Genomic DNA, 19,121 nt, shown 5'->3' with positions numbered 1-19,121 from the left:
GCCGACGAAAGGACCTCCATGGACGCCGGAGACCTCGCCCCCGACTTCACCCTGCCCGACGACCAGGGCATCGAGCGCAAGCTCACCGACTTCCTGGCCACCGGACCGGTGGTCCTGTTCTTCTACCCGGCCGCAATGACCACCGGCTGCACGACCGAAAGCTGCCGCTTCCGCGACCTGGCCGCCGAGTTCGCCGAACTCGGCGCACACCGCGTCGGAATCAGCCCGGACGGCATCACCAAGCAACGCCAGTTCTCCGAAACCCACAGTTTCGACTACCCCCTCCTGTCCGATGTGGAGGGTGAAGTGGCCAAGCAGTTCGGCGTCTGGCGCAAACTCCTCCCGCTGCACACCAAACGCGCCACCTTCGTGATCGGCGAAGACCGGAAGATCCTCGCGAAGATCAAGAGCGAGCTGAACTTCACCGTCCACGCCGACGAGGCGCTCAAGGTGCTGCGGGAGCGGAACAAGGTGTCCTGACCAGCCGCCACACGTGGTTGGTGCCGGCGCACGACGGCGCCAGCGGCTTCTCGGCCGGCTCCGTCCGCACCTTCGTGAACCCGAGCCGCGCGGGAACCGCTCCACTTCGGACGTTCCACTCGTCGTGCTTGATCTCGACGTACCCGGCGCCGAGCCGGAACGCCTCCGCCGTCAGCAACCGGACCGTCCGCGTGACCAGCCCGCGGCCGACGAACCCCCGGGCGAGCCAGTAGCCGATCTCGACCCCGCCCTCGCGCGCCATGACGCCGACGGCGCCGGCGATCGAGCCGTCCACGCGGATCGCGAAGTCGTGCGCTTCGCCGCTCGCCCAGTTCTGCCGGGTGGTGCGCAGGAATTCCGCACCGTCCTCGGCGGTGTAGCCACCGCTCGCCCAGATCATCCACGCGCGGAGGTGCTCGAGCGACCCGTTGACCGTCGCGACGAGTTCCGGCTCGTCGGCGAATTGCCAGCGGGCCAGGGTGAAGCCGTCCTCGCGGTAGGTCTCGGCCGGGGTTTCCATGCCCTTCATGGTGCCCCGGCCGGGAGACCGGGCGCGAACTAATTCACGATGACGCTGTCCGGGATCTCGCTGTCGTTCTTCAGCGCGTCGAACAGCTGCTTCGACTTGGCCTTGTCCCAGTTCTCCGCCGACCCGCTGGTCACCGGCACCGTCGTCGTCACCACGCCGCCGGAGGAGATCCCGCGCATCGCGATCGCCAGGCCGGCCAGGTTGTGCACGTGGTCGCCGGAGTCCATGGTCAGCGCGTCCGGCGCCGAGGACAGCAGCGGGAAGAAGTCGAACGGGTTCAGCAGCGTGCCGGGACTGGCGATCTGGCTGACCAGCGCGCCGATGAACTTGCGCTGGTTGGCGACGCGGTCGAGGTCCGAGCGCGGGGTCGCCGCGCTGTGGCGCATCCGGACGAAGCCCAGCGCCGACCGGCCGTCCAGCGACTGGCAGCCGGCCTTGATGCTGATGCCGGTCATGGTGTCGTCCATGTCCTGGTCGATGCACATGTCGACGCCGCCGATCGCGTCGACGATCTTGGCGAACCCGCCGAAGCCGATCTCCGCGTAGTGGTCGATGTGCAGGCCGGTCGCGCCTTCGACGGTCTGCGCGAGCAGCTTCGGGCCGCCGAGCGAGAACGCCGCGTTGATCTTGTTCTTGCCGTGGCCGGGGATCGACACCTGCGAGTCGCGCGGCAGCGACAGCAGCGTCGGCTTGGTGCTGTTGTCCGGTAGGTGCGCGACCATGATCGTGTCGGTGCGCTGGCCGCCGCCGGCCGCGGCGACGTCGCCGGTGGCGAGCCGCTCTTCGTCCTCCGCCGTCAGGCCTTCGCGGCTGTCCGAGCCGACGATCAGCCAGTTCGTGCCGGACGCCGCGACCGGGCGGCCGGAGTAGTCGGCCAGCGCGTCGACGCGCTTGATCGAGAACTCGAGGTAGACCCAGATGCCGGCGAGGAACACGACGAACACGAGCACCAGAGCGCCGAGGACCTTGCCGACGCTCCAGCGGCGACGCCGGCGCGGCGGCCGGGACGGCGGGTAGTCGTCCTCGGGCGGGCGGCGGGGCGGGTCCTGCCGCGGCGGGGGCGGGGCGTACTCCGGCTCGCGGGTGCCCATCGGGCGGGTGCGCTCGTCGTACGGGCTGCGGCCCCGCCCGGGCAGCGGCATCATCTGCGCGCGCTGGTGGTCCCGGGAGCGGCCGGCAGGCGGCCGGGGCGGCGGCATCCGGCGCCCGCCGTCGTCGCCACGGTACGTCATCACCATCACCCAATCCCGATCCGGACAAAACTGTCGGCGCCAGTACACCGCACGTCCTCGGAAGGAGGACGCCCGGCACCGGGGTCGGGTTGCGGTTACCGGCCGGTTGCCTCGTAGCCGAACTGGTGGACCTTGAGGTACCCGGACCGGAACCCGGCCTCGGAATAGGCCAGGTAGAACTCCCACATCCGGCGGAAGACGTCGTCGAACCCGAACCCGGCGATGTCGGCCCAGCGGTGCAGGAACCGTTCGCGCCACCACCGTAGCGTGCGCGCGTAGTCCTGGCCGAACTCGCGCATCCCGGCCAGCTTGAGCCGGGTGTTCGCCTTGACGCCCTCCTCGATCGAGCGCACCGACGGGATGATGCCGCCGGGGAAGATGTACTTGTGGATCCAGGTGTAGGCGCGCGACGCCGCCAGCATCCGGTCGTGGTCCATGGTGATGGCCTGCAGCCCGAACCGGCCGCCGGGCCGCAGCCGCTCGCCGATCACCCGGTAGAACTCCGGCCAGTAGGACGCGCCGACGGCCTCGATCATCTCGACGCTGACCACGGCGTCGTACCGGCCGCTCGACTCGCGGTAGTCGCACAGCTTCACGTCGACGCGGTCGGCGAACCCGGCCGCCGCGATGCGTTCGGTGGCCAGCGCGCGCTGCTCCTCCGAAATGGTCAGCGACGTCACCCGCGCACCGCGGGCGGCGGCGCGGATGGCGAGTTCACCCCATCCGGTACCGATTTCGAGGACCTCGCTGCCTTCGCGGACGCCGGCGTAGTCCAGCACGCTGTCGATCTTGCGGTGCTGCGCGGCGGTGAGGTCGTCGCCGGGGCCGAACAGCGCCGAGGAGTACATCATCGACTCGTCGAGGAAGGCGCCGAAGAGGTCGTTCGACAGGTCGTAGTGCCGGTGGATGTTGGCCCGCGCGCCTTCGAGGGTGTTCTCCTCCGACGGCGGCTGTGTGCGCTCGGCGATCCGCCGGAACTTCTGCAGCACCGGCGGCACCAGGGTGGCCATCCGCTCGGCGAACGGGGTCAGCACCTCGGCCAGCTCGGACGCGGTCCAGTCCCCCGCCATGTAGGACTCGCCGAAGCCGATCTTGGCGTCGACGCCGAGGCGGTGGAAGAACGCTTCCGGCCGCAGGATGCGCATCTCGGGCGATTCCGGCCCGCCGGCGCCGAGCACGGTGCCGTCCGGGAACGTCACCCGCAGCTCCAGCGGGCGGACCGCGTGGCGGAACAGCGCGGCGGCGATCCGCGCGCGCAGGGCGGAGTGGGGCGGGGCGGCCAGGCCCGGCCACCGGGATTCGTCCGGGACGTCCAGGGCCGACGCCCGGTCAGCGCTCGAAGTGGTCACGGTTCTCCCTCCGGCCGGCCAGCTGCGCCGGTGATCGATCCTAGTCGCCGCACCCCTGCGGCGCGTGTCGCCGAATGCCCTGTTCGGGGCGTTTTCACACCGGGATCCGCAGCCGTTCGGACCCGGTTGCGGCCCAGGCCCCGCGCAGGTCGTCGCCGTCGTCCCCGGCGAGCAGGTCCAGGGTGAACGCCACGGTCAGCCGGGTCCACACCCGGGCCCGCCGCAGCATCGCGTGGCCCTCCCCGCCGATTTCGAACCGGGCGACGCGGGCGGCGACCGCCGCGGCCCGTTCGGCGAAGGCGAGCGACTCCGCCGGGCTCGTCATCCGGTCGCGCGTGCCGTGCACGACGAGCACCGACCGCCCGGCGACGGCGCCGACCGGCTCACCCCGCGGCGTCCACGGCGCCAGGGCGCAGACCCCGCGGACGGCCGGGTCGTCGGCCACGCGCAGCGCCACCCGGGCCCCCATCGAGTGACCGACCAGCACGACCGGCAGGCCGGGGTGGTCGGCGTGGATGCGTTCGAGCGCCCAGCGGGCGTCGGCGACCGGGTCCTCGTCCGGCGCGTTCCAGCCGTAACGGCGGTTGCGCAGCAGGCGCACCTCGACGCCGCCGTGCCCATCGGGGCTCCGCCCCGAGCCGGGGGCTCCGCCACCCGGACCCCCCGAAAAGCGAGTGTTGCGGCCGGCCCGGTGGAGCGCGCGCGCGATCGGGACCATCCTCAGAAAGGCCGGCTTCCAGGGCGGCACGCGGCCCGTCCCCCGCTCCGCGCCACCGTGCAGCACGAGCACGACCGCCCGGGTCCTCCCGCGCGCCGGCCACACCGACACCGCCGGATCCACGTCGCCCACCCGCGTCCTCCTGTTCCCCCGCATCCGGGTCAACCTCGGTTCCCCACCCGGCTATTCCACCGTGCGAAGTGGTCCGCACGGTAGATTCGGCGCCCGATCCCCGACGGAAGGGTGGGTGTGGTGAGCACCACGGACATCGCGGGCAGTGTCGCCAAGCAGCTGGCGGACGTCGAGCAGGCCAACACCGAGGAGGTCCGCGCGGCGGCGGACCTCGTGCTGGGGGTGATCCGGGCCGACGCACTGGTCTATACCGCCGGCGCCGGGCACTCGCTGGCGGCAGTCGCCGAGACCTTCTACCGGGCCGGCGGGCTGGCCTGCGTCTACCCGCTTTACCACCCGGAGCTGCTCCCGCTGCACGGTGCGGTGCACAGCACGCAGACCGAGCGGCGCACCGGCCTGGCGGCGGAGGTGCTGGCCGGGCGCGCGCCGGGGCCGGACGACGTGCTGGTGGTGTTCTCGACCTCCGGGGTCAACCCGTACCCCGTCGAGCTGTGCATCGAGGCCCGGAAGCGGGGCGCGGCGGTGATCGCGGTGACGTCGCGGGCGTGCGTCGCGGCGGCCCCGCGGCGGTCTTCGAGCACGCTGGTCGAGCAGGGCACGGTGGTACTGGACTCGCTGGTGATCCCCGGGGACGCGAGCTACCCGCCGGACGCCCCGCGCACCGCACCACTGTCCACTGTGGTCAACGCCTTCCTGTGGAACCTGGTCCTGGCCGAGGTCCACGACCGCGGCACGGCCGAGGGCCTCGACGTCCCGCTGTGGCGCAGCTCCAATGTGGAGGGTGGCGACGAGGCGAACGCCGCGCTGCTGGCGAAGTACGGGGAAATCGTGCCGCAGCTGCGGTGACCCGGTGAAAAAGCACCGGCCGGGCACGTCTTGACGCCGCGTGCCCGGCCGCCCTAGCGTCGACATACCGACTGGTCGGTGTGGACCGGTCGCACTCCGAGGGAGGTCCCATGGACAGTGCCACGGTCACGGTGCACGGCGAGTGCGCCCCGGGGTTCGAGCCGGTGCGCGCGGCCTTCGAGGAGAACTTCCGCAGCCGCGGCGAGCTGGGCGCGGCGTTCACCGCCATCCGGAACGGCGAGGTCGTGGCGGACCTGTGGGGCGGCTGGGCCGGGCCCGGCCGGACCCGGCCGTGGCAGCCGGACACCCTGGCCAACGTGTGGTCCACGACCAAGGGCATGACCGCGATCTGCGCGCACCGGCTCGCCGACGCGGGCGAACTCGACGTCGACGCGCCGGTCGCGAAGTACTGGCCGGAGTTCGCGGCCGCGGGCAAGGGCGGGATCCCCGTCCGGTGGCTGCTTTCGCACCGCTCCGGCGTGCCCGGGATCGGCCTGGACCGGCCGGTGGCGATCGAAGAGCTGTACGACTGGGACCTGATGACGTCGCTGCTGGCGGCCCAGGAACCGTTGTGCGAGCCGGGTTCCGCGGGCGGTTACCACGCGCTGGCCTACGGCTGGCTCGTCGGCGAGGTCGTCCGGCGGATCGCCGGCCAGGGCATCCGCGAGTTCTTCGCCGAGCAGGTCGCCGGGCCGCTCGGCGCCGACTTCTCGATCGGCCTCGCCTCCTCCGCCGATCTCGGCCGCTGCGCGACCCTGGTCGACCCGGTCATGACCGAGGAGATGGCCAACGCGCTGGCCACGGCGTTCGCGGCGGCCGGTCCGGTGGCCCAGGCGGCGTTGATGAACCCGCGCGTCCAGGGGCACGACGCCAACGAACCGGCGTGGCGGCAGGCGGTCATGCCGGCGTTGAACGGCCACGGCACGGCCCGCGCGATCGCCACGATCTACGCCGGGCTCGTCGACGGCACGCTCCTGTCCCCGGCGGCGCTGGCGCGGGCGCGGGAGAGCCAGGGCAAGGAGATCGACGCGATCCTCGGCCTCCCGAACGAGTGGGGCCTGGGCTTCTACCTCGGCAGCGACGCCCGCGGCTTCGGCCCCAACCCGGCCGCCTTCGGCCACGACGGCCTCGGCGGCTCCACCGGCGCCGCCGACCCGGAAAACGGCATCGCCTTCGGCTACACCCTCAACCAGCTGGGCCCCCTGATCCGCGACGACCCCCGCAAAATGGCCCTGGTCCAAGCCCTCTACACGTGCTTGGAGGGTCGACACGCGTGATTCAGAGGTCGACACGCGTGATTGAAGGGTCGACACGGCGCAGACACCGTGTCGACCCTTCAATCACGTGAGTTGACCCTTCAATCACGTGAGTTGACTCTCCGATCACGTGAGTTGACCCTTCAATCACGCGACGGCGGGTTCTTCGTCGGCGAACTGGGTTGCGTGGAGGGTGGCGTAGCGGCCGCCTGCGGCCAGGAGTTCTTCGTGGGTGCCGCGCTCGACGATCTCGCCGTGTTCGAGGACGAGGATCTGGTCGGCCGCGCGGACCGTCGAGAGGCGGTGGGCGATGACCAGGGCCGTGCGGCCCGCGAGGGCGTGCGTGAGGGCCTCGGCGACCGCCGCTTCGGACTCGGAGTCCAGGTGCGCGGTGGCCTCGTCGAGGATGACGACCTTGGGCTGGGCCAGCAGGAGACGCGCGATCGTGAGCCGCTGGCGCTCGCCGCCGGAGAGGCGGTAGCCGCGCTCGCCGACCGTCGTGTCGAGGCCGTCGGGCAGCGAACGCACCAGCTCACCCAGCCGCGCGCGCTCCAGCGCCGCCCAGATCTCGTCGTCGGTGACCTCGGGCCGGGCGTACGCCAGGTTGGCGCGGATCGTGTCGTGGAACAGGTGCCCGTCCTGGGTCACGACGCCGACGGTTTCCCGCAGCGAAGCGAAAGTCAGGTCCCGGACGTCCACATCGGACAGCCGCACCGCCCCGGCGTCGACGTCGTACAGCCGCGGCAGCAGCGACGCGATCGTCGACTTCCCCGCGCCCGAAGACCCGACCAGCGCGACCATCTCCCCCGGCTCGGCGCGGAAGGAGATCCCGTGCAGCACCTCGTCCCCGCCGCGGTGGTCGAGCGTGGTGACGTCCTCCAGCGACGCCAGCGAGTACCGGTCCGCCGCCGGGTACCCGAACCGGACGTCCGCGAACTCGACCGAAACCCCGCTCGAAGGTGGCAGAGAGCGCGCGGAGGGCTTCTCCTTGATCATCGGGTCCAGGTCGAGGACCTCGAAGACCCGCTCGAACGACACCAGCGCCGTCATGACGTCGACGCGGACGTTGGCCAGCGCGGTCAGCGGCGCGTAGAGCCGGGTCAGCAGCAGGGCCAGCGCGACGACCGTGCCCGGCGCGAGCCTGCCGGTCAGCGCGAGATACCCGCCGAGGCCGTAGACCAGCGCCTGCGCCAGCGCCGACACCAGGGTCAGGCTCGTCATGAACCAGCGGGTCAGCATCGCGGTCCGGACGCCGATGTCCCGCACCCGCCCGGCCCGCAGCGCGAAGTCGTCCGCCTCCTGCACCGGCCGGCCGAACAGCTTCACCAGCGTCGCACCGGGGGCGGAGAACCGCTCGGTCATCTGCGTGGTCATCCCGGCGTTGAGGTTCGCCGCCTCCCGCTGCAGCCCGGCCATCCGGCGCCCGAGCCGCCGCGCGGGGATCACGAAGATCGGCAGCAGCACCAGCGCGATCAGGGTGACCTGCCAGGACAGCGTCAGCATCACGGCCAGCGACAGCGCCAGCTGGATGACGTTGGTGACCAGCCCGGACAGCGTCGCGGTGAACGTCCGCTGCGCGCCGATGACGTCGTTGTTGAGCCGCGAAACCAGCGCGCCGGTGCGGGTGCGCGTGAAGAACGCGATCGGCATCCGCTGCACGTGCTCGAACACCGCGCGGCGCAGGTCGAAGATGATGCCTTCACCGATGCGCGCGGACTGCCACCGCTCGACCAGCCCGAACCCGGCGTCGGCGACGGCCAGCGCGGCGATCACGACGGCGAGCCAGACGACCAGCGTGACGTCGTGGCCGCCGACGATCGCGTCCACCACCTTGCCCGCCAGCACGGGTGTCGTCACGGCCAGGACGGCGGAGACGACGGTGAGCACGAGGAAGGCCAGCAGACGCCGCCAGTGCGGCCGGGCGAAGCGGGCGACGCGTTTCAGCGTGCCGCGGCTCAGCGCCTTGGGTGCGTCGCCGGCGCGCATCGCCGAACTCCACAGCCCCCACATGTTGTCCACGGGTACCCCCAGTCTCGGAAACCTCCAGAATAGCTGAGGTTTTCGGCGGATATGACCTGGGCAACGCCCTCGTCGCCCGTTTGCTTCCCGCTGCCGTTCACTCCCCGCGAACAACCCGGTGGAGGGCGGCGCGCAGCCGTTCGCCGTCCTCGGCCGGCAGCGGCTCCAGCAGGAGCGCCTCCGCCTGCCGCGTCGCCTCCTCGCCCGCCGCGCGGACGCGCTCGCCTTCGGGCGTCAGCGTCACCAGGCGCTTGCGGCGGTCCCCCGGCGCGACCTCGCGCCGGACCAGGCCCTTGGCCTCCAGTTCGTCGACGAGCGCGACCATCGTCGTCCGGTCGACGCCGAGGCGGGCCGCGCCGTCCTGCTGCGACTGCGCCGGCCCGGCCCCGAAGAGCGCGAGCAGCGCGAGCTGGCGCCCGGTGACGCCGAGCGGCGCGTACAGCGGCTCGGCCAGTTCGGCCAGCCGCAGCTGGGCGTGCTTGAGCAGGTAGCCGAGCCGGCTGGTGACGGCGGGAGGCGCGCTGGACATGCGAGAACTCTACACCTACGCTGATCGTCAGTTTTACTGACGATCAGGAGCCCAACATGATTACCGTCGGCCTGAAACCGCCACAGCAGCACATCGGCATCGCCGCCCTCCGCCGGACCTGGGCGATCGCGGACGACGCCGGCTTCGACGGCTGCTGGGTGTTCGACCACCTCGCCCCGATGGGCCCCGACCGCACCGGCGACGTCTTCGACGGCTGGAGCCTGCTGGCCGCGATGGCCGAAGCCACGAAACGGGTGCGGATCGGCTGCCTGGTCTCCGGCAACACCAACCGGCACCCGGGCACGTTCGCCAAGCTCGCCGCCACCGTCGACCACCTCTCCGGCGGCCGGCTCGACGTCGGCCTCGGCGCGGGCGGCGACGCGCTGACCGACGCGATGATGGGCACGCCGACGCCGTCACCGGTCGAACGCGTCGAACGGCTGGCCGAGACCTGCGAAATCCTCCGTCTGCTGTGGACCCGGGCCGAAACCACCCACCGCGGCCGCCACTACACGCTGACCGGCGCGATCAGCGACCCGAAGCCGGTGCAACGGCCGAAACCGCCGCTGTGGCTGGGCAGCAGCGGCGAAAAACGCGGTCTTCGGGTTGTCGCCGAGCACGCCGACGTCTGGCTCAACGCCGCCCTGCCCGGAACGGAAATCGCCGAGCTGCAACGGCTTTCCCGCGTGCTCGACACGCATTGCGCGGCGGCCGGGCGCGACCCGGCGACGATCCGCCGGGCGGTGCAGTTCCGGCTGCCGTCCGATGCGGACAGTGCCCTGCGCCTGGCGCGCAGCTACGCCGAGGCGGGCTTCACCGAGCTCGTGCTGATGCCGACCGGCCGCGACGACGTCGTCGCGGCGTCGGAGGCGGCCGCGGAGCTGCTCCCCCGCCTGCGAGACGTCGGCTGAACCGGGCGGCGGCGCCTCGGTAGCCTGGCGACGTGGAAACGGAGGTGGGCCAGGCGCCCGCATGGCGGCGCGCGGCCCGGCTCTTCACGGCGCCTTCGCGCACCGGAGAGGCCGCGCCCCTGCGCTGGGACCTGGGGTTCTACCTGGCCTGCCTGGCTTTCGCGCTGCCGACGGCGCTGGTGTCCGAATTCTACGGTTACCGCGTCTGGGGGAACTTCGCGACGGTGGCGTACGGCTTCGGCGTGGCGCACAGCGGATACCTGCTGTTGTCCGCCCGCCGGGGGCGTACGCCGGGCGGCGTACTCGGTTCCCGCTGGTGCGCCGTCGCCGCGGTCGCCCTGTTGGCGATGATCCTTCCGTTGGCGCTTCTGGTGATTCGCCGCCTGACCGGGGTGGACTGGCTGATCACGCCGTTCTCCTGGGCCGCGCAGCCCGAGGTCTGGGTGATCGAGCGGTCCGCGGATCTGCTGCTGCACCACGGGACGCCGTACGTCGACGTCACCGCGCTCGGCCGGGCCCCCGTGGTAAACGATTACACCCCCTACGGCCCGGTGATGGCGCTCTTCGGCCTGCCGCGGGCGGTCTTCGGCGGCACCCCGCTGACCGACGCGCTCACCGACGCCCGCTGGATGTTCGCCCTGGCCGCCTGCGCGTGCGTGCTGGGCACGCTGAAGCTGCTGAAGTGGCCGCGGGTGCCGGTCGGCGCCGCGCAGCTCGCGCTGGCCTGCCCGCTCACCGCGCTCACCTGGGCCGTCGCCGGCCCGGACCTCGCGATCGTCGGGCTCCTGGTGCTCAGCTGCGCCCTGGCCGCCACCGGGCGCGCCGCCTGGTCCGGCCTGGTGCTGGCCCTGGTGATCAGCGCGAAGCTCATCGTCGCGCCCGCGGCCGCGGTCCTGGCGGTGCTCGTGCTGGTACGCCGCCGGAAGGGCCTCGACTGGGTGGCGCTGGGGCGGTTCGCGGCGGCACTGGTGGCGACGACGGCCGCGCTGCACCTGCCGGTCTACCTGGTGGATCCGGCGGCGTTCGTGGAGCACGTCTTCCGGTTCCCGCTCGGGATGGGCGTCGTGCGGTCGCCCGCGGCCAGCCCGCTGCCGGGCCACCTGATCGCCGAGACCGGTGTGGCCGGCCAGGTGGCGGCGTTCGTGCTAGTCGGTGCCGCGGCCGTGGCCATGCTGGTGTGGCTGGTGCGCCGGCCCCCCGCGAACGGCTCCGCCGCACTGCTGCGCATCGCCGTCGGACTCGGCGCGTTGATCCTGCTCACCCCGGCCACCCGCTACGGCTACCTGGTGTACCCGCTGGTCCTGCTCGGGGCCCACCTCGCGTTCCGGATGGCCGAAGTTCCCGCTGCGCCCCCCGCGCAGCGTTCCGCGACTACTTCTTCTTGACCCTGGTGGCTCCGCCGCGCCCCCGCAGCTGGACGCCGGACTCCGACAGCACCCGGTGGACGAACCCGTAGGACCGCCCCGTCGACTCCGCCAGTGCCCGGATGCTCGAGCCCTTCTCGTATTTCTTCTTCAGGTCAGCGGCCAGCTTGTCGCGCGTGTTGCCGGTGATCCGCGCGCCTTTCTTGAGATCAGCCACGTCGATCGCCTTCCCGCCGAGAGTGTTCTGGGCCACATATCGGCCCCTGCCGGGGCAATGATCGAACACTGAGCGCCGGAATGCCAGACGACAGACGTGAAACAGCCGAAATTGCGATCACATTGGGCCATTCCAGTGCTCTGCGGTCAGCGATCTTGCACCCGAATGGACGCACCGCTCACGCGAGCTGGACAAGTTCGAGGTAGTCCGCCGACCAGTGATCTTCGGTTCCGTCGGGCAGCAGGATGACCCGCTCGGGCTCCAGCGCCTCGACCGCGCCCGGGTCGTGCGTCACCAGGACGACGGCACCGGCGAAGCTGCGCAAGGCGTCCAGGACCTGCGCGCGGCTGGCCGGGTCCAGGTTGTTCGTCGGCTCGTCGAGCAGCAACACGTTGGCAGCGCTGGAGACCAGGCCGGCCAGCGCGAGCCGGGTCTTCTCGCCGCCGGAAAGCGTGCCCGCCGGCTGGTCGAGTTGTTCGCCGGTGAAGAGGAACGAGCCGAGCAGGTTCCGCAACTCCTGCGCGCCGGTGTCCGGAGCGAGATGTCGGATGTTTTCCCACACCGACGCTTCATGATCAAGAGTTTCGTGCTCCTGTGCGTAATAGCCCAGGCGCAATCCGTGACCCGGAACGACGGATCCGGTGTCCGGGGTTTCCATTCCGCCGAGCAGCCGGAGCAAAGTCGTCTTTCCGGCACCGTTGAGCCCGAGTACGACAACCTTCGAACCGCGGTCGATGGCGAGATCGACGCCGGTGAAGATTTCCAGTGAGCCATAGGACTTCGAGAGCCCTTCCGCGGTGAGCGGGGTGCGGCCGCACGGCGCCGGCTCGGGGAACTTGATCCGGGCGACCTTGTCGGCCTGCCGGGTGTCCTCCAGCGAGGACAGCATCTGCTCGGCGCGGCGCGCCATGTTCTTGGCCGCCACGGCCTTCGTCGCCTTCGCGCCGAGTTTCGCGGCCTGCTGCTGCAGTGCCGACGCCTTCTTCTCGGCGTTGGCGCGCTCGCGGCGGCGGCGCTTCTCGTCGGTGGCGCGCGCGTCGAGGTAGCGCTGCCAGCCCATGTTGTACAGGTCGAGCTCGCCGCGGGTGGCGTCGAGGAACCACACCTTGTTGACCACGTCGGCCAGCAGCTCGACGTCGTGGCTGATCACGACCAGGCCGCCGTCGTGCTGCTTGAGGAAGCCGCGCAGCCAGTTGATGGAGTCGGCGTCGAGGTGGTTGGTCGGCTCGTCGAGCAGCAGGATCGTCTCGGACTTGCCGCCGGCCCCGGCTTCGGCGGCGGCGAACAGGATCCGGGCCAGCTCGACGCGGCGGCGCTGGCCGCCGGAAAGCGTCCCCAGCGTCTGCGCCAGAACCCGGTCCGCCAGGCCCAGGTTGGAGCAGATCCGCGCGGCTTCGCTCTCCGCGGCGTACCCGCCGAGGGAGGCGAAGCGCTCTTCGAGCCGGGCGTAGCGGTTGATGGCCTTGTCGCGCGCGGCGTCGTCGACGAGCTCGGCCATCGAGGCCTGCGCCTTCTCCATGTCGCGCATCAGCTTGTCCAGACCGCGCGCCGACAGCACGCGGTCCTTCGCGGTGACCGAAAGATCACCTTCGCGCGGGTCCTGCGGCAGGTAGCCGAGCTCGCCGGTGCGGCGGACGTCACCTGCGTGCGGCTCGCCTTCGCCGGCGAGGACCTTCAGCGAGGTGGTCTTGCCCGCGCCGTTGCGGCCGACGAGGCCGATGCGGTCGCCGGGCTGGATGCGGAGGGTGGCGCCGTCGAGCAGGATGCGCGAACCCGCGCGCAGCTCAAGGCCGGTGGCCGTGATCAAGGGAACTCCCGTGGACGGGGGTGAACGGAGGACAGCAGCGGGCGGCCACACGGGCCGCGGCGTCACTCCAGCTGAATATCCACGGAGCCCAGTGTACGGGCCGGGGTCGAGCGGTTTTTCCGGACGTGTGCGGTCTCACCCGTCGCGGAGCGTGACCTGCACGGACAGTGCCCGCACGGCAGCCTCGTCGAGCACGGCCCGGCTCGGTTCGCCGGCGTCCAGTACCCGGGGTTCCGCCCGGGCGAACACCGGCGCCAGCCTGCGGTCCTCGCGCAGCTCGTCGAGGGCCCGCCGGTCGCCGCCGAGCACGAGGGCGTCCACTTCGGACAGCCGCGGGACGAGCACTTCGAAGACGTCCTTCGCCGCGTCCTGGAGCGCGTGCCGGACCTGTCCCGCGCGACGCCGGGCGAACCGCTGCTGCGACCAGCCACCGGCCGCCGAGCGGCCCTGGACGAGGTGCCGGTCGGTGCGCGAGACCTCGATCCGGCCGCCGCGCGCGATGCCGACGCTGTGCCCGCCGCGCCGCACGATCACCAGGGCGATGCGCCGCGGCAGGAGCGCATGGGCGACGAGCGCGGCGACAGAGGGTTCGCCGAGCGGCCCGAACGGGACCGTCGCGGTGGCGGTGGTGCCGTCGGCCGCGGTCACCCGGACTTCGTGCGCCGATCCCGACGTCGCCGTGATGCCGCCGTGCCGCTCGGCGAAGCGCGCGAAGAACCCCGCCAGCCGCTCGGGCGGCACCTCGACCGTGCGGCCGCCGCCCGCGGCTTCCTTCGGCTTCACGAAAAAAGGGTACGGGGCCGCCGCGATCACCGCGACGGCCCCGTACCGGGTACTGCCTACAGCGGGTGCACCGGGCCGTTGTTCGTCACGCCCCGCACGTTCGACGGCGCGCCGGCCGCCGGGGGCTGCACGAACCCGTTGATGTGCAGGGCCACCGAGCGGATCGAGCCGGTGTCGCTCGCGGCGGCGTCGACCACCGAGAACGTCCACGTGCCGTCCGCCGCCGCGGCGGTCAGGCCGCCGAGCGCCTGTGCCGGCCGGTACGAGCCGGTGAACGGCGCGTTGGACGACGTCACCGTGCTGAACGCGGTCGCCGCGGAGTCGGCGAAGACCACCTGGCACAGGTTCTTGCCCGAACCGCCGTTGCGCTGGAACACCGTCGCCTTGGCGCCCGAGGGCGCGGTCAGCGTGCCGACGAGGTCACCGACGTACGAGTGGTTCAGACCCACCGTGGTCGACGCCGGGTCGGTGCTGCAGGTCGTGCCGTCCACCGAGAACGCCACCTTCGACGCGCGGCCGACCCCGGTGACCGGGATGGTCACCGACGCCCCGACCGGGCTGTTGTCCGGGATCGCCACCGGCGCGCCGGTGTAGGCGAAGTCCTGCGCGACCGGCGACGGGGTGCCGACCGGCAGCGAGAACGTCGACGTCGTCGGCGAGTGCGAGCCGGCGAAGGTGACGCGGGCGTTCAGCACCACCGGCACGCCGAGCTGCTGGCTCGCCGGGACGGTGATGGTGAAGTCGTTGACGCCGGTCTGTCCCGGGCTGATGGTGCCGTAGGACTTGGCCCGCGGCGCCACCGTGACACCCGGGGTCGGGCTGGTGAGCACGACGCTGGTGGACACCGCGGTGCCGTCACCGTCGTTGGTCACCGGCAGGGTCACCTTGGCCGTGTCGCCCGGGTCGAGCGCCGAGCCGCCGTCGGCCGGGGTGACCGTCGGCTGCTTGGCCACCGCGAGGGGCTGCGGGCTGGCGCCGGTGTAGGCCAGCACCTTGTCCGCGAGGATGACGCCGGAGCCGGTGAAGTTGTCGCGGCCCGGGGTCTCGATGTCGATCGCGGTGTTGATCAGCGCTTCCCGCACCTCCGCGGGCGGCAGGCCGGGGTTGCCGGACAGCACGAGCGCGGCGATCGCGGCCGCGTGCGGAGCGGCGGCCGAGGTGCCGAAGAACGGGTTGAACCCGCTCACACTGGTCTGCACGCCGTCGGCCGCGGTGATCTCCGGCTTGTTCCGGACCTCGCCGCCGGTCGAGGAGACGTTGCCCGGGGTGATCGGCGTGCCGTTCGCCTCGTAGAACACGCGGCGCGGGCCGTCGGAGGTGAACCGCTCGGCCTTGGTGGCGCCGCTGAACGAGCCCGGGTACGGGCCCGCCGGGTTGGCCGGGTCGCCCGGCTCCAGTGCCCGGCCGAACGCCTCGGCCGCCGGGGCGGCCGCGACGCTGAAGGCGTCCCGCGCGGCCGAGTGGCCGACCGTCACGCCCGGGGTGTTGTACGCCTTGAGCCCGTCCGCCGAGTCGGAGAACCGGCCGCGCAGCGCGGACAGCGAGAGGTAGCGGTTCTGGCCGGAGAACTTCACGATGGCCAGGCGCAGCCCGGTGCCGCCGAAGGTGGGCGTCTGCAGGATCTCGTACGGGTCCTGGGTGCCGTCCTGGACGTTCTGGCTGAAGCTGACCACGGCACCCGCGGGGTTGAGCAGGTAGAGGTCGTAGTCGTTGGCGGACGCGCCGATCGGGTCCGACCAGTGCAGCGTCACCGGCACGCCGGCCGAGGACGCGTTGGAGATCGGCTCGTAGATCTGAGTGCCCGCCGCGCCGGCGAAGTTGTGCGCGGTGCCGGCGAACTTGCCGATCGCCTTGCCGGAGTCGGCGAAGTCGCCTTCCCAGTGCCCGGCGGTGCCGCTGGCGACGTTGCCTTCGTTGCCCGCGGACGAGAAGTACAGCGCGCCGTCGGCGGTGACGTCGTTCACGGCCTGGGCGATGATCCAGTCCTGGAACGGCGATTCCTTGAAGTAGATGACGTCGTCGACGATGACGTCGCAGTGCGATTCGAAGCGCAGCTTGCGGATGTTGTCCGCGAAGCTGGCGTCGGAGTTGAACGCCGAGGCGAAGCCGAGCGCGGCGCGGGGCGCGAGGTCGTGGATGATCTCGAGCATCGCGGTGCCCTCGTCGCCGTCGCCCTCCTGGCCGGCGATGACGTCGACGTCCGGCGGCAGTTCGCCCTTGGCCTGCGACGCGGCGAGGGAGTCGACGCCGTCGGACAGGGCGCACGCCTTGACGCCGACGCCGGTGACGCCGAACTGCTGGCGCGCGATGTCGGCGTTGTGCGCGCGGTCGCCTTCGCTGGTCAGGGTCGCGGCCGCGGCGGCGCTGCGCTGCTGGGCCTTGCCGGCGATGGCCTTCTGCAGCTCGCCGGCGATGCGGTCGGCCTTCTGCTGCTTGGTTTCCGTCTGGGTGCCCGCCTTGCCCGGCGTCGTCGCCGGGGTGGCCAGCTCGCGGGCGGTCATCGCCTGGTCGGCCTGCTCGACGCGCTTGACGTCACCCCGGGCGGCGATCTCGCTGACCTTGGCCACCGGGAGCTCGGCCCGGACGCTGGCGTACCGGTCGGACACCGCGCGGATGCCCGCCCCGGCCTTCGTGAGCCCGGCGATGAGGTCGGGCGAGACCTTGCTCGCCCGGATGTCGACGACGACGGTGCCGCCGTCGCTCACGCCGGACTGCAGCGCGTTCAGCTGCTTCCCCAGCCCCTTTTCGGCGACCAGCAGCTTGCTGTCTACTTTGGACTCGGTGGCGGTGCGGCCCGCCTTGACCGCCTGCAGGGCGGCGATCTGCTGTTGCGCGGTTTCACTGAAGGTGTCCGGCCCGGACGCGGGAGCGGCCCCCGCGACGGGCGGCGAAACCAGGCCGAGGGCGGCGAGCAGTGCCGCGGCCCCGGCGGTGAGCACAGTGGATCTCGATCTCGTGGAACGGGTACGACGCACGTGCGCCCTCCGATTCTCCAGGCGCGTGCCCCGACTCACGCTGACCGACGCCGGTGATCACCGGCTGGATCCAGCTAAGTACCGGTAGTTCTCCGTAAACATCAGCCGTTCGAGTGACAAAGGACGGATAATTTCCCGAATAGGCCGGATGACGTAGGCCGTTCAGCGCAGCGGTGAACCGGTCACCGGACACGCACCGGACAAATGATCGTCCCACCGCCGTCCGCAAGGGGCGACCACGCAGTGGGATGTCCACAAGCAACAGCCGGGGCGTGCAACCGCCGGTGCCGTGCGGAGAATTCGTTACGGTGCCGTCAGAGGACGAACGAGTCCGACCACGGCTGCGAAGCCCGCCCGGACAACGCCTCCAGCAACGTCACCGCCTGCTTGTCCGTCAGCGAAGCCACGAAGTCGACCACCGCCCGGCCGCGCGCCAGCCCGCGCACGGCGTCCGCGCCCGTCACCGGCTCGCCCGTCGCGCCCACCAGCAGTTCCGGCGCCGAGCGCGCCAGGCCCGCGTACTCCGCGCGGGCCAGCTCGACCAGGTCGTGCAGCCGGCGCGGCAGGCGGGAAACCTCGTCGCGGTCCAGCAGCCAGGCGTCGAGCGCGTCGACCAGGCTCGTCACCAGGCCCGCCTGGCCGCGCTGGTGCAGGGCCAGGTCCGGGCGCAGCAGCACGAACCGGCGGTGCACGAATTTGAGCACCTGCACCTCGTGCCACTGGGCGGGGCGCAGCGAGACGTGCCCGGTGCGGGTGGACGGCGAGGCCAGCAGGAACACGCCGTCGACCAGGCGGGCGGTCCAGTTCGCGGAGAACGCCGCCGTCGCCTGCTCCGCCTCGATCGAGCCGTCGAACTCCCCGGCCAGCAGGCCGTCGGCCAGTTCCGCGCGGACCCGCGTGACGGCGGCGGCGAACGCGTCGTCGTCGACGATCCACGCGTCCTTGGCGTGCATGCGACGGCGGAGGCGTTCCAGCGACCGGCCCGGGCGGCGCAGGTCCGCGTGCAGCGTCTCGTCGTCCAGCGCGGCCAGCTCCGCCGCGTGCTCGAGCCACTCCCCCAGCTCGGCGGCGACCGGCGCGTGCTGCAGGACGCCGATGCGGTGGAAGTCCTGCAGGTCGTGGATGGCGTAGGCGATGTCGTCGGCGGTGTCCATCACGGACGCTTCGACGGTCTGCTGCCAGCCTTCGACCCGGCCCGCGAAGACCGCGCGCGCCTGCTCGAAGTCGTCGAGTTCGGTGGCGTAGGCGGAGAACTTGGCCGCGCCGGTGCCCGGCAGGTCACCCGGCTCGGCCGCCCCGCGCGGCGGCACGGCCAGCTCCGACGGGTGCGGCGCGGGGTGGTGCAGCCGCAGCCACGGGTACTTGAGGACGGCGGCCCGCACCGCGGCGGTCAGGTCGAGCCCGATCGCCGACGGCCCGCGCACGTCGGTGGTGGTGATGATCCGGAACGTCTGCGCGTTGCCCTCGAAGCCGTCGGCGAGGCCGAAGCGGTGCCGGGCGATCCGGTCGAGCGTCTGCTCCCCGAGGTGCCCGAACGGCGGGTGCCCGAGGTCGTGGGCGAGCGCGGCGGCCTCGGCGACGTCGGGGTCGCAGCCGCCGAGCTTGTCGGCGAGCCCGGCGTCGGGCCCGCTGGTGATCCGCTCGGCGATGGCCCGGGCGACCTGCGCGACCTTGAGGCTGTGGGTGAGCCGGTTGTGCAGCAGCCCGGCCCCGCCGGCGCTGACGACCTGCGTCACCCCGCCGAGCCGCGCGAAGAACGGCGACGCGGCGATCCGGTCGCGGTCGATCCGGAACGGGCTGGTCGCCAGGTCGGTGAACCCGCCGACGTTCGCCACGGGATCGCGCCGCGCGGCCCGCGGGTCGGTCTCCTGCTCCATGCGCCCGACCCTATCCCGCAGGTTCCCCCGAACGGCGGCCGAGCCCGCCACCGTGTCGACCCCCCGATCACGAGTGATGCCCCTCCAATCACGCGTG

Annotated in this window: 16 protein-coding genes; 5 read left to right on the top strand and 11 right to left on the bottom strand. The window is 72.1% G+C overall.

What is annotated here, in order from left to right; translation table 11 throughout:
* The first annotated feature begins 18 nt into the window (after positions 1–18).
* Positions 19–480 carry a peroxiredoxin gene (locus tag AB0J55_RS19780; protein ID WP_364250000.1) on the top strand — a complete coding sequence of 154 codons (462 nt, stop codon included), beginning with the start codon at positions 19–21 and terminating at the stop codon, positions 478–480.
* Here the strand turns inward: AB0J55_RS19780 and AB0J55_RS19775 are convergent.
* From AB0J55_RS19775 to AB0J55_RS19760, 4 genes are all read right to left on the bottom strand, one after another.
* Positions 446–1,000 (bottom strand): GNAT family N-acetyltransferase, encoded by a 555-nt coding sequence (locus AB0J55_RS19775; RefSeq protein WP_364249997.1) that lies wholly within the window; start codon positions 998–1,000, stop codon positions 446–448. The two genes, AB0J55_RS19780 and AB0J55_RS19775, sit on opposite strands and share 35 nt — an antisense overlap.
* Positions 1,001–1,038: 38 nt before the next feature.
* On the bottom strand, positions 1,039–2,247 hold the full coding sequence (locus AB0J55_RS19770; protein WP_364249994.1) for an LCP family protein: 1,209 nt from the start codon (positions 2,245–2,247) through the stop codon (positions 1,039–1,041).
* Positions 2,248–2,336: 89 nt separating this feature from the next.
* Positions 2,337–3,590 carry a cyclopropane-fatty-acyl-phospholipid synthase family protein gene (locus tag AB0J55_RS19765; protein WP_364249991.1) on the bottom strand — a complete coding sequence of 418 codons (1,254 nt, stop codon included), beginning with the start codon at positions 3,588–3,590 and terminating at the stop codon, positions 2,337–2,339.
* A gap of 94 nt (positions 3,591–3,684) precedes the next feature.
* Positions 3,685–4,440 carry an alpha/beta family hydrolase gene (locus tag AB0J55_RS19760; protein ID WP_364249988.1) on the bottom strand — a complete coding sequence of 252 codons (756 nt, stop codon included), beginning with the start codon at positions 4,438–4,440 and terminating at the stop codon, positions 3,685–3,687.
* 117 nt (positions 4,441–4,557) lie between these two features.
* Here AB0J55_RS19760 and AB0J55_RS19755 point away from each other — a divergent pair, with 117 nt between their 5' ends.
* Positions 4,558–5,286, top strand: coding sequence for an SIS domain-containing protein (locus AB0J55_RS19755; RefSeq protein WP_364249985.1), 729 nt, complete (start codon positions 4,558–4,560; stop codon positions 5,284–5,286).
* Between the two features lie 110 nt (positions 5,287–5,396).
* Complete coding sequence (locus AB0J55_RS19750; RefSeq protein WP_364249982.1) at positions 5,397–6,563, top strand: serine hydrolase domain-containing protein; 1,167 nt, start codon at positions 5,397–5,399, stop codon at positions 6,561–6,563.
* 126 nt (positions 6,564–6,689) lie between these two features.
* Here AB0J55_RS19750 and AB0J55_RS19745 read toward each other — a convergent pair whose 3' ends face one another.
* Both AB0J55_RS19745 and AB0J55_RS19740 read right to left on the bottom strand, forming a co-directional pair.
* Positions 6,690–8,561 (bottom strand): ABC transporter ATP-binding protein, encoded by a 1,872-nt coding sequence (locus AB0J55_RS19745; protein WP_364249979.1) that lies wholly within the window; start codon positions 8,559–8,561, stop codon positions 6,690–6,692.
* A 97-nt stretch (positions 8,562–8,658) separates the two neighbouring features.
* Entirely contained in the window at positions 8,659–9,090 is a 432-nt protein-coding gene (locus tag AB0J55_RS19740) for a MarR family transcriptional regulator (protein ID WP_364249976.1), read from the bottom strand.
* A 56-nt stretch (positions 9,091–9,146) separates the two neighbouring features.
* Here AB0J55_RS19740 and AB0J55_RS19735 point away from each other — a divergent pair, with 56 nt between their 5' ends.
* Complete coding sequence (locus AB0J55_RS19735; protein WP_364249973.1) at positions 9,147–10,001, top strand: LLM class flavin-dependent oxidoreductase; 855 nt, start codon at positions 9,147–9,149, stop codon at positions 9,999–10,001.
* A 32-nt stretch (positions 10,002–10,033) separates the two neighbouring features.
* Entirely contained in the window at positions 10,034–11,386 is a 1,353-nt protein-coding gene (locus tag AB0J55_RS19730; protein ID WP_364249970.1) for a glycosyltransferase 87 family protein, read from the top strand.
* On the opposite strand, the gene AB0J55_RS19725 is transcribed toward AB0J55_RS19730, so the two are convergent.
* The 5 genes from AB0J55_RS19725 to dgt form a co-directional block, all read right to left on the bottom strand.
* Positions 11,373–11,582, bottom strand: coding sequence for a helix-turn-helix domain-containing protein (locus tag AB0J55_RS19725; RefSeq protein WP_003071237.1), 210 nt, complete (start codon positions 11,580–11,582; stop codon positions 11,373–11,375). The two genes, AB0J55_RS19730 and AB0J55_RS19725, sit on opposite strands and share 14 nt — an antisense overlap.
* A 178-nt stretch (positions 11,583–11,760) precedes the next feature.
* Positions 11,761–13,389 carry an ABC-F family ATP-binding cassette domain-containing protein gene (locus AB0J55_RS19720; protein ID WP_364249967.1) on the bottom strand — a complete coding sequence of 543 codons (1,629 nt, stop codon included), beginning with the start codon at positions 13,387–13,389 and terminating at the stop codon, positions 11,761–11,763.
* Positions 13,390–13,524: 135 nt separating this feature from the next.
* On the bottom strand, positions 13,525–14,172 hold the full coding sequence (locus AB0J55_RS19715; protein ID WP_364249964.1) for an acVLRF1 family peptidyl-tRNA hydrolase: 648 nt from the start codon (positions 14,170–14,172) through the stop codon (positions 13,525–13,527).
* Positions 14,173–14,228: 56 nt separating this feature from the next.
* Complete coding sequence (locus AB0J55_RS19710; protein ID WP_364249961.1) at positions 14,229–17,111, bottom strand: S8 family serine peptidase; 2,883 nt, start codon at positions 17,109–17,111, stop codon at positions 14,229–14,231.
* Between the two features lie 350 nt (positions 17,112–17,461).
* Positions 17,462–19,024 (bottom strand): dGTP triphosphohydrolase, encoded by a 1,563-nt coding sequence (gene dgt, locus AB0J55_RS19705; protein WP_364249958.1) that lies wholly within the window; start codon positions 19,022–19,024, stop codon positions 17,462–17,464.
* Between the last annotated feature and the right edge of the window lie 97 nt (positions 19,025–19,121).

The sequence above is a fragment of the Amycolatopsis sp. NPDC049688 genome (assembly GCF_040674975.1).
GTDB lineage: Bacteria > Actinomycetota > Actinomycetes > Mycobacteriales > Pseudonocardiaceae > Amycolatopsis.
Note: the sequence above shows the minus strand (reverse complement) of the source record. Positions and strands in the feature narration are given on the sequence as shown.

Coding starts and splice junctions, on each gene's coding strand:
- AB0J55_RS19780 (WP_364250000.1), top strand. CDS start 19: ATGGACGCCGGAGACCTCGCCCCCGACTTCACCCTGCCCGACGACCAG.
- AB0J55_RS19775 (WP_364249997.1), bottom strand. CDS start 1,000: ATGGAAACCCCGGCCGAGACCTACCGCGAGGACGGCTTCACCCTGGCC.
- AB0J55_RS19770 (WP_364249994.1), bottom strand. CDS start 2,247: ATGGTGATGACGTACCGTGGCGACGACGGCGGGCGCCGGATGCCGCCG.
- AB0J55_RS19750 (WP_364249982.1), top strand. CDS start 5,397: ATGGACAGTGCCACGGTCACGGTGCACGGCGAGTGCGCCCCGGGGTTC.
- AB0J55_RS19740 (WP_364249976.1), bottom strand. CDS start 9,090: ATGTCCAGCGCGCCTCCCGCCGTCACCAGCCGGCTCGGCTACCTGCTC.
- AB0J55_RS19735 (WP_364249973.1), top strand. CDS start 9,147: ATGATTACCGTCGGCCTGAAACCGCCACAGCAGCACATCGGCATCGCC.
- dgt (WP_364249958.1), bottom strand. CDS start 19,024: ATGGAGCAGGAGACCGACCCGCGGGCCGCGCGGCGCGATCCCGTGGCG.